Source organism: Actinomadura bangladeshensis, from assembly GCF_004348335.1.
In the GTDB taxonomy this organism is placed as follows: domain Bacteria; phylum Actinomycetota; class Actinomycetes; order Streptosporangiales; family Streptosporangiaceae; genus Spirillospora; species Spirillospora bangladeshensis.
On sequence record NZ_SMJW01000027.1, the window covers coordinates 36,142 to 46,644 of the forward strand.

General features: G+C 66.4%; 5 protein-coding genes. 2 read left to right on the forward strand and 3 right to left on the reverse strand.

What is annotated here, in order from left to right; translation table 11 throughout:
* Positions 1-22: 22 nt before the first annotated feature.
* Positions 23-1,579, reverse strand: a complete 1,557-nt coding sequence (locus E1284_RS08085) for a bifunctional 3-(3-hydroxy-phenyl)propionate/3-hydroxycinnamic acid hydroxylase (protein WP_131938372.1) — start codon at positions 1,577-1,579, stop codon at positions 23-25.
* A gap of 184 nt (positions 1,580-1,763) precedes the next feature.
* Between E1284_RS08085 and E1284_RS08090 the strand changes: the two genes are divergently transcribed.
* Positions 1,764-2,450 (forward strand): TetR/AcrR family transcriptional regulator, encoded by a 687-nt coding sequence (locus E1284_RS08090; RefSeq protein WP_207923629.1) that lies wholly within the window; start codon positions 1,764-1,766, stop codon positions 2,448-2,450.
* A 473-nt stretch (positions 2,451-2,923) separates the two neighbouring features.
* Here the strand turns inward: E1284_RS08090 and E1284_RS08095 are convergent, their stop codons facing one another.
* Entirely contained in the window at positions 2,924-6,319 is a 3,396-nt protein-coding gene (locus E1284_RS08095; protein WP_243714334.1) for a type ISP restriction/modification enzyme, read from the reverse strand.
* A gap of 1,007 nt (positions 6,320-7,326) precedes the next feature.
* The gene (locus tag E1284_RS41290) at positions 7,327-7,572 is read right to left on the reverse strand and encodes a DUF7662 domain-containing protein (RefSeq protein ID WP_424923475.1); all 246 of its coding nucleotides are present in this window, start codon (positions 7,570-7,572) and stop codon (positions 7,327-7,329) included.
* Positions 7,573-8,586: 1,014 nt separating this feature from the next.
* On the opposite strand from E1284_RS41290, the gene E1284_RS08100 reads away from it, so the two are divergent.
* Positions 8,587-10,200 (forward strand): ISL3 family transposase, encoded by a 1,614-nt coding sequence (locus E1284_RS08100; RefSeq protein ID WP_131938381.1) that lies wholly within the window; start codon positions 8,587-8,589, stop codon positions 10,198-10,200.
* The last annotated feature ends 303 nt before the right edge of the window (positions 10,201-10,503 follow it).

Consider the following 10,503-nt stretch of genomic DNA (forward strand, 5'->3'; position numbering starts at 1 on the left):
TTCCTTCTCTCGGGTGTGGGGGTCAGAGCGCCGGAACCGCGAGCCCGGCCTTGTCGGACGCGGCGACGAACTTGTCCGGTCGCAGGGCGATCGCCTGGACGCCGTAGCGGGCGAACCAGCCGAGAAGCACCCCTTCGAGATCGACCAGCTCGTCGGGCCCCTGGGTGTAGGCGGTCTTCGGCCGGATGGTGAGGTAGCGGGCGCCCAGCGCGTCCCACTCCGCCTTCTCCCCGGCGCTGAGCAGCGTCCGGGGGTCGGTGTCGGCGCCCAGGAGGACGAAGCCGTCACCGAGGAGCTCGTCGAGCCGCCTCATCAGGCCCACCGTGTCGCCGACCACCGGCTGCGGGATCATCCGTCCGACGATGGAGGCGTCCTCCACCTCGCCGCGCAGCCAGCCCCCGGCGTCGAGGACGGGCGGCGCCATCATCGGTTCTTCGTAGGGCGTCACGGTGTTCTCCGGCACCGCGTTCATCGCCTCGAGTTCCTCGGGTGAGACCTGCTGCTTGATCACGCGGCCGAACTGGACGGCGATCTGCGTGAAGAACTCGACGTTGGGGCGGCGTTCGGCCTCGTAGGTGTCGAGAATCGCCACGTCCATCTCCCCGCGCAGGACCCGGGTGAGCTTCCAGGCGAGGTTGTGGGCGTCGCGCATGCCGGACTGCATCCCTGCACCGGCCCACGGCGGCATCAGGTGGGCGGCGTCGCCGGCCAGGAAGACCCGGTCCAGGCGCCAGGTCTCGGCCGCGCGGACATGGTGTCGGTAGAAGGCGTGCTGGTGGATCTCCACGTCGTCGGGCGTCATCCCCATCGCGTCGAGCAGCGGCCAGACCTGCTCCGGGGTCTGGAAGTCGGCCTCGGTCTCGCCCGGCCTCAGCGGGATCTCCCAGCGGTGGTTGCCCGCGGACAGCGCGATGTCGACGACCGGCCGCTCCTTGTCGCTCCAGAAGGTGAGGAGGTCGCGGTCCGGCCACCAGCGCTTGACGCGGCAGTCGATCACGATCCACAGCTGCGGATCGGTGTCGCCCAGCATCGGAATGCCCAGCAGTTTCCGGGTCAGGCTGGAGCCGCCGTCCGCAGCGAGCGCGTAACGGGCCCGGGTGGTGGTCTCCACACCGGTCGCGCCATCACGAGCGGTGACCGTGACGCCAGTGTCGTCCTGTTCGACGCCGATCACCTCGGCGCCGTAGCGGACCTCAATGCCGCCGGCCTCTTCCGCGCAGCGGCGCAGCTCGGCCTCCATCGTCGGCTGGTAGATGCTGAAGAAGCGCGGCTTGGTGTTGCGCGTTCCGAGCGCTGAGGGCGGTTGCTTGGCACGGAGGATCTCCTGGCCGTCGTAGGTCTTCCAGCGCAGCTGGTCCTGCGGCTCGATGACCTTCTCGATCTGCTCGTCGATGCCCAGGTCCTGGAAGATCCGCATCGTCCAGTCGTTGATCGTGACGGCTCGGGCGCGGGCGTAGATGTCGTGGTCCCGCTCGAAGGCGATCACGGACGCTCCCTTGGTGGCGAACGACAGTGCGCCGACCAGACCGGTCGGACCGTAACCGATGATCGCGACGTCGGCGTCGAAGTCTTCAGGCATGCGATGCTCCTCCAAGAGTTCGACCGAGCGGTCGATTTCTTGGTGAGGAGTGTCACGGCCGCAGCAGGTTCCGGTCAACCGCCAGATCGGGGTTTCTGGTTTGCAGAATCCCCTTGGCAAGCGGGCCCGTATGTGGCTTGTCCGCCCTGCCGTGCGACGTGTTTCGCCGCCGTATGCTTCAGGGGTGGACAGGCAGCGGGTCAGCAACCGGCGGGGGAAACGCTCACGCGAGGACATCCTTGAAGCGGCCTCACGCATCATGGGGAAGCGGGGCTACGCAGCCACACCGCTCTCCGTCGTCAGCAGCGAGATCGGGCTGGCGAAGAGTGTGATCTTCCACCACTTCCACACCAAGGGCGGACTGCTCGCGGCGGTGATGGAGCGCGGCATGAACGACTTCTTCAGGGCCATGAGCGCCGCGCACGCCGACCCGCCCGCCGGGGGCACCCCCCAGGAACGGCTGAGCTGGTTTCTCGGCCGGGCGGCCGGGGTGCTGACCGAGCGGGAGGAGTTCCTCCGCCTGCACATGTTCCTGATCCTCAGCGAGGACAACGACGAGGCCGACGCCGAGGCCGAGGTGAAGGAGACGATCGACAAGGTGCGCCGCGAGGGCAGGCGCCACATGAATCACATGATCCGGAAGTCCTTCCACGACGAGGGCCCGGAGATCGCCCGGGCGGTCGCCGACAGACTCGAGTACATCGGCATGGCCGGGATCGACGGCACGTTCCTCGCGGTTCAGGCTGAGGAGGGCCGCTCGATGGCCGATGACATGGAACTGTTGGCCGAAACCATCGCACTGATGGGAGAGCGGCTCGCGGCGAGGCTGCGGTCCGCTGCACCGACTCCAGCGGCGCCGACATACAAGTGAACCAGGCTTGGAACTCGACAACACCGCCCGATCGTCCCCCCGCATGGCGCAGTCGCCCACCTGCGTGTTCGAGGTAGCGGACCGGACCGCGCCACCCATCGGGGTCGCCCGCCGCGGCGGGCGCTGACCGCCTGGTCGACATTGTCGAACTCAGGCACTGGACGACCCCGACGGGTGGAAGTGGGGCATGCCGGGCGGTGGACAAGCCGGGCAATCTCGCGTTTTCCTTGGTCAGGGTGGTGGGTCGCGTGGGACTCGAACCCACAACCTACGGATTAAAAGTCCGAAATTGTCGTATCAGGATGGTGTTCTGGGGGCCATTCTGTATCAGCTCGTCCGCGTCGAGCCCGATTTTCATGTCGGACAATGCCGCCGCGTGCCGGTCCGGTTCGGAACCGCCGAGCCGACAACGAGCCGACATGGCCAACGGCAACGGCAGCGGGAGCGGGAAAAGACCTGGCGGGGAGGCTAGGTCAAAGGTCAGCTTCCTTAAAGGGAAGAGAAGTTAGATGGTGCTGAGACGGCGGCTTTGTGGCGGCGAGGGGGACGGGAAGGACTCCAGCGTCGTTGAGGTCGCTGGTGCTGATCAGCGGACCTGCGCAGATCTCGTCCAGGAGTCGTGCCTGTTCCGGATGCAGAAGCACACACCCTGTCAAGACGGAGAGAAGGGCCAGGAATTCTAACGTGAAGTTACGGCTCCAGGCGGTCGGCGTGATGTCGTCGAGCTCTGACGATCTCCGCTTGTTCCGGGGCCGGGTGGTCCGGTCGTTCAACCAGCGCCAGATGACGCGCCGGCCGGAGACGGTGTAGTCGACGACTTCCTGCCGCACGGGTGCGAAAGCTCCGCTGCCGACGTGAAGCGTTTGGGTGTGGGGTTCATAGTGGAGGCGTTCGGGGAGCTGCTCGGGGAGTGATCTCACGGGAGCCAGACATTTGATGCCGAAGCGCTCGACGACAGCGCGCTCTGAGCGTTTGAGGCTCATGGCGGGGTCAGTGACGCGGCTGCCGTATGTGTGGAGCCAGAGGACCTCGTGGCCGATGGTCAACGCGTTGTTCCACAAAGTCGAGTCCGCGGTGATCGGAACTCGGACGCCTGGCTGCTGCAGCTCTTGCTTGAACCGGTGGGTGTATCCGGGATGTGCGGTCACAGCCGCGATGTAGGCCAGCACATCGGGCGCGGTGATGGAGAGCCCCAGTACACCGCTGAGGTGGTTGAGTAACTTGTCGGTCATGTTGGGAACGTTGCCTGTGGGGTCGCGCCAGAGGGGGCGCACCCCGCCGCCACCCCAGCCGCAGAAGTGGTCGAGGTCTGGTATGAGTCCGGTGAACGTCAATGCCGGGCCGTCCTCTATCTCGTGGGCGTCCTGTTCAGAGACATAGATTTGGTGCTCGGATCGGACCTGCCAGAGCGGGGGGCGGGCCATGACCAGGAGCCGGTTATCAGGGATGAGCCACTGTCGGTCGAATGAGCGGTAGGCCACGTGGATAGGCTCGGGACAGGGACCGAACTCTTCGGTCAGCGGTCGAAGGGCTGGCGGGAAGCCGGGCAGCGGCTTGACTTTGCTGTGCAAAGTTCGGTCCCGACTTTCTCGAAAGAGTTCGCGGCGCTCTCTGACGGGCGCGGAGAGAAGCGCACGCCACCGGTCTTGTAGCAGGTCGGCCGTTGGGGCGTAGACCCAGGTCCGGCCCGGGGTGATTCCCCTGGAGCGCCAAGGCATGAGATCGCTGAGTGAGGGGGAGGACGTCCATATCGGGTCGCCGGCAGGGAGGAAGGCGGCCTGCCATTCGCTGCTGCAGAGCTGCCAGTATGGACCTGTCGTCCTCAGTTCCTTCAACGCCGAGCGCTTCTCCTCGCTCGTTCCGGTCAACGCGATATACCGGACGTCGGCTGCTTCTCTGTCATCGGAATCGGCGGCAGCGTTAGCGAAGACGAGGATGCTGAGTTTCCGACCTACATCGGGTCCGAAGATGCGCGTGGGCATTGGCGGGCGGTTGCCCTCCGGGGTGAGTTCGATGACCCAGCCCACTTTGCACTTGCGTCGCAGATATTCACGCAGACCGCTGAAGGCTCGGCTTCTGGTCACGCTGGACGGGACGATGAAGGCGACTACGCCCGCCGGCATGCGTTGTTCGGCCTCGAACACCTTCCAGGTCGCCCAGCGTAGGAAGTACCAGGGCATGCCGTGCAGGTCGGACTCGTAGCGGCCAAGACCCTCGGCTCGGAACTCGTCGATGGAGGGGCGCGCGGCGACGGACGGGGGCCTTGGTGTGCCCTGGCGTGGTTGTTCGATCCATGGGGCGCGGCCCTTCGCGTTCTCCACGTGTGGCGGATTGCCGATGACCACCATCACCGGAACCTTGAGCTTGATGTCGTTCGCCTCGTCGCGTGCTTCCTCCATCACCCGATACGGGGCGCCAAGCTTCCGCTGCACTTGGCTCGGGTTGGCCAGCGCGTCGGTGAGAAAGCGTCGCGCCTTGGGGGGCGTCTCCACCTGGAAACGGGTCTTGAAGGAGCCATGAATGCGAAGTTCGGCGACGGCATACGGGGCGACCTGGATCTCGAACCCGATGAGCCTCTTCGAGACCAGATCATGGACGAAATCCTCGCGCATCCCAGGACCGAGCTGGTCGCCGACGCGGTCGGCCACGGCGCTGATGACCTCGACCAGGAAGGTCCCAGTTCCCATGGCGGGATCCACGATCACGACGTCGTCGTCGGCGAAGCCCCACTCCTTGCCGAGATGTTCTTGCAGTACCTCGTCGACAAATCTGACTATATGGCGGGCGACATCGATGGGGGTGTAGTAGGAGCCGGTGTCCTTGCGCAGCGCGGGGTCGTAGGTCGCGAGGAAGCGTTCGTAGAGGTAGGCGTAGGCGTCCGCCGGGTTGACGTCCAGATCATTGAGGTCGGCGACGTCGATGACGCGGCGGAGGGTCTCGATCGTGTCCAGTTCGTCGTCCACGCCGCTGGTGAGCACGGCGAACGCCTGCCCCATCAGCAGGTGCCGCTTCCCGAGTTTCTGGGCGATCTCGTAGTAGCTTTCGCCTAGGAGGTCGATGCCGTCGACACGGGCTAGAAGCAGCGCGAACGTGATTGTCTGCGCGAAAGCGTCAGCGAACCGCTCGTTGTCGAGACCAGGGAAGAGCAGGTCCCGCCAGTCGTCGGCGAGCAATGCCAGTTGCATCTGCGACCGCTTCTTCGGCGGGCCGGTGATCGCAGCGTAAACCTCGTCCTTCAAGAGGCCGCACAAGCCTCCGAGAATTCCCACCAGCGAGGTCAACGTTCGAGGGGACTCCGGCTCCCAGAGCAGGAACCGTCGAAGGACGCCCACCAGGGCGGCGACGTCAGGCGCCGAGGGGCGGCGCAGGTCGGAAATCGTGTTGGCGAGCCTGATGATTGGCGAAATCCGCTCGCCGTACGAGTACTGCGCCCACGTCACGCCGTCGGTATAGATCACGTTCGGGAGCGAGCAGAGCTTACTCCACTGTTCCTGGTCACCTCTCCCTGGACGCCACTCCGCCGCCCCTGGCACACCCTTGCCAGGCTTCTTCAACTCGACATAGCCGACCCGTACTTGCCCGATGTTGACGGCGTAGTCCGGCCGCGCACGGAGTGAGCCGAGCCTCACCTCGCCATAGGGAACGGCCTCCACGCCGATGAATGTGCCGAGCTTCCGCAGGAGTATCTCGAGGGGGCCTCGCAGCTGGTCCTCGTCGGCTCCGCCCAGCCCCCGTTTCTGGGACACCGTCCGGCCGAATTCTGCCACGATCGCTTGTGCGGCCTTGGTCTCGGGTTTGGGGGACGGTGCCACGCCCACCTCCAGAAAAGAGCGGCACCTCCTCACCGTGAGCGCTTTTTCGGACTTCATCAAGTCGCTGAGCGGTCACACCTGCATTGTTGGCCACATCCGGCTCAGCCCGTACTCGGTACAACTCAGCCCGGCGCCTCGGCATCCCTAACTGTGACCGCCAAGTGAGCCGTCCCGGTCTCTGTGACGAGGTTTAAGGCTGTCTGCAGGAGTGGACGTGGCGGGTGGCGTTGGTGACGTCTGGCTTGGTTGAGGGTGGTGTTGTCTCGCCCGGGGTGTTCGGGTGGAGCTCACGATGGTCGGATGGGACGTGTTAGTGGTGCTGGTGGCGTGTACCGCCGGTGTGGGTGTGAAGATCGGGTTTCGGGTCGGGCGGTGGGTGGCAGATGCCCCCGGCTGGCGGGGGAGCGGAGCCACGGGAGCTGGTATCTGCGGCTGGAACTGGGCAGCGGTCCGGACGGGATCCGTCGGCGGGTCCGGCGGGGCGGGTTCCCCACCCGGAAGGCGGCTGAGGAGGAGCTGCGTCGGTTGCGTGCGCCGACGGGCAGTGCGTTGACGGTGGCGCAGTGGCTGGGGCGGTGGTTGGCGAACCATCCAGGTGCGGCGTCGACGGTGGCCGGTTACGCGTCCGGGTGGACTGCTGCTGGGTGAGTTGACGGTGGTGCACCTGCGGGAGATGTTCGCTGAGATCCTCCACCAGGACCAGATGGACGGCCGTCCTAGGTGCGCGGCTGGGCCGGTTTGGGCTGAGGCAACCGGTCGGCCATGGCGGCCACCCGGTCGCCAGCCCTGGCCTCCCGCAACGAGCCCGGCAGGGTGGTGACGGCGTCCGGGTTGTCGAGCGGGGCGTGCGAGTGCCTCGGCCAACGCGTCGGAGACCGAACCATCCCCGCGTGCGCGGGGCCGGCAACCCATAGCCTTCTGTTTACAAGAGACCGGCCGCCCCAAGATCGCCACTCACGCCGCAGGTAAACCCATGTGCGCCTAGTCGCCGGTGCCAGCAGTCGTGAGCCTCTGTTGCGGTACTTCCGTGCTGTACTTCTTGCCTACCCGGCCGGTGACCTGTCTCAGACGGTCTGGATGAACGTCACGCGCTGCGCGGTCAGGTTGGAGCGGGCCTGATAGCCGGCATCTAGCCAGACGGCTTGTGCGTGCTTCGGGTCGGTTGCCCACCAAGCTTGATGGACAAATGCGCTACGCGGCAACGGTGCGCCGATCACCGTGGAGACCTCTGCGAACGTCATGTCGACTCGCTCCTGGCCGTCTGAGCGAAGATGCCGCTCTAACCTCTCATACTGCTCCCGGCGGACCACTCATCCATGATCGCCGAGACTGGCCTACCTGTCAGCAGGTCGACCGCGCCCCGCGTAGGGTGCGGCCCCGTCCGCGTCTTGCCTGTAGCTCGCGCTGGCCGCCAGCCCGTAGTCGGAGGACAAGCCGACCCGGAGCGCAGGGCCGGCCACGGCCCGAGCACCAGAAGCGGCGCGTCAGCCCCTTGACCTCAGCCCGTAGCGACCCGACGGATTTACAGTCCCGCCGCCAAACCGCTCTGACCTGCGAATTCTCTCTCACGTTGCCAAGTCTCAGCACATATTCGGCACACGAACATCGAGCAGCCGAACGGGCGCTGTCAGCTTGGGAATAGTCCCGAACCTGCCTGCTGGTACCCCTGACCTGGCGTAGCGCCGGACCGCAGGTGACCGTGATTGCCCCTCGGTCACCCCAGTTAATGGCCCGCTAATGGCCCGCCGCGGTAGCCCCTGACCTGCGCTCCCTTGCCCAGATCGGAACGGCGACAGCACTCGATCATCCGAGGGCAAGCCGACCCGCAGCGCAGGGCCGGCCACGGCCCGAGCACCGGAAGCCGTGCGGCTGCGATCCCCCAACCACACAGCACACCTCAGAGAAACTGTGGCGATCGTAGAGCTGAGATGCGGACAACCTGTTTACAAGAGACCGGCCATCCTGCGGCCAACCCCATCACCGCAGGTAGACCTGTCTACGGGTGGTAGCCGACGTCAGCAGTCGTAAGCCTCTGTTGCGGTATTCCCGCTGTACGGCAGCTGGCTGCCTGCAGAACCCTCCGCTGTCAATGGGAACTCAAACGGATCCCGGCCGTCACAGCTGTCAACGACGGCCGAATTCTGGCTCTGGCACACATTCCGTGATCGGGCTGTTGGGGTAGGTCACGGTTTGGGCGTTCTTGCCCGTAGGGCGGGAAGCGATCATGAGTATCGGCCGGTGTGTCGATCAAGGAGCTGCTTGCCGTCCTGTTTCCTCACCTGGCCGGCGTGTGCGTTGACCAGGTGGTTCGTTCCGGTGCGGCGGTGCGGCTCAAAGCCAGGACCGCGACGGCCGAGGCGGCGTGCCCGGGTTGCGGGACGTGGTCACGGCACCGGCACAGCCGGTATGAGCGACGTCTGTCCGATACCGCGGTCGGTGGCAGTGAGCTGCTGATCGACCTGCAGGTTCACCGGTTCCTGTGCCGCAACGACGGCTGCGGCAAGAAGACCTTCGCCGAGCAGGTCCCCGGGCTGACCGTGCGCTACGGCCGCCGGTCGGTGGCGGCCGCTGAGGCCCTGCGAGCGATCGCGCTGGCGTTGGCCGGACGCCCGGGCGCCCGCCTGGCCGGACGACTGGTGACCGCGGTGAGCCGGATGACGCTGCTACGACTGATCCGCCGCCTGCCCGAACCTTCAGAGCACCTCGCTGACCAGGCCGGACCGCGCATATTAGGCGTGGACGACTTCGCCCTGCGCCGCGGCCGAATCTACGGAACGATCCTGATCGACATCACCACCGGCAAGCCCGTGGACGTCCTGCCCGACCGCACCGCCGACACCCTGGCCGACTGGCTGCGCGCCCATCCCGGTGTCGAGATCGTCTGCCGAGACCGCGCCGGCGCCTACGCCGACGGCATCTCCCGCGGCGCACCCGAGGCGATCCAGGTCGCTGACCGGTGGCATCTGTGGCGCAACCTCGGTGACGCCGTCGAACGAACCGTCACCCGACACCGCCGGCAGCTGCATGCTCTCGTCCCTGGTCCAGCGGCCCAGGCCGACGATGACCCGGTGGCCTGCGCCCCGCCGCCGTCAGCGCCGCCGTCAGCGCCGTCGCCGCCGCCGTCGGCATCGGCATCGATCCCGGTACCGCAGGCCAGGCGGGACCGGGTCGCGGCCCGCACCCGCCAGCGGCACGCCGCCGTCCATGCCCTGATCGACCAAGGCCGCAGCCGCCAGCAGATCGCCCGCGAGCTGGGATTGAGTCGTAACACCGTCCGCCGGTTCGCCCGCGCCGCAGATCCCGACGACCTCCTGGTCCACACCGGGACCGGTCGGCGCACCAAGGAATTGGCCGCCTACGACGCCTATCTGCGGCGCCGCTGGGGCCAGGGGTGCACCAATGCCGCACAGCTCTACCAGGAACTACGCAGCCAGGGGTACCGCGGCGCCGCGACCACCGTCCGCCAATACCTCCAGCCATGGCGGACCGCACCGCCCGCCGCCCCATCCACCACACCGCCTGCCGCTCCCGTCCGGCACCGTGCAACGACGGTTCGGCAGGCCACCGGCTGGTTCCTGCGCCACCCCGCTCACCTCGACCCGGGCGACCAACACCGGCTCGACGCGCTCTGCGCCGCATCCCCTCAACTGAATGCCCTGCGCACGCATGTCAGCCACTTCGCCGAGATCATGATGAACCGCGGCGGTCGGCACCTCGAAGCCTGGATGACCGGTGTGCTCGGCGACGACCTGCCCGAACTGCACTCCTTCGTCACCGGCCTGCGCCGCGACCAGGACGCCGTCACCGCCGGCCTCACCCTGCCCTACAGCTCCGGCCCCGTCGAAGGACACGTGAACCGCATCAAAACGATCAAGAGGCAGATGTTCGGCCGCGCAGGCTTCGACCTTCTCCGCAAACGCATCCTGCTGACCGACTGATGCCCAGATCACGGAATGTGTGCCAGAGCCAGTATTCACGCGTCGTCGACAACAGCACCTGACCTGGCCTCCACCCAGACGGGGGTTCCCCCCGAAGTGTGGACACCGGTTGTTATGCGGCTTGAGCCACCTTATCGGTCTGTTGTTCGTAGTTGATCGGGCTGGTGTGGCCGAGGCCCTCTGTGTCAGGCTCAGGTGGGACACGAGGGAATGAAGTTCCCTAACTGATGTGAACAGGGCGAGAACGGGTACTGAGCAGAGTGACGATGACCAGCCACGATCTTCCTTCCGGTGACGGGCCGC

Coding starts and splice junctions, on each gene's coding strand:
- E1284_RS08085 (WP_131938372.1), bottom strand. CDS start 1,579: ATGCCTGAAGACTTCGACGCCGACGTCGCGATCATCGGTTACGGTCCG.
- E1284_RS08095 (WP_243714334.1), bottom strand. CDS start 6,319: ATGAAGTCCGAAAAAGCGCTCACGGTGAGGAGGTGCCGCTCTTTTCTG.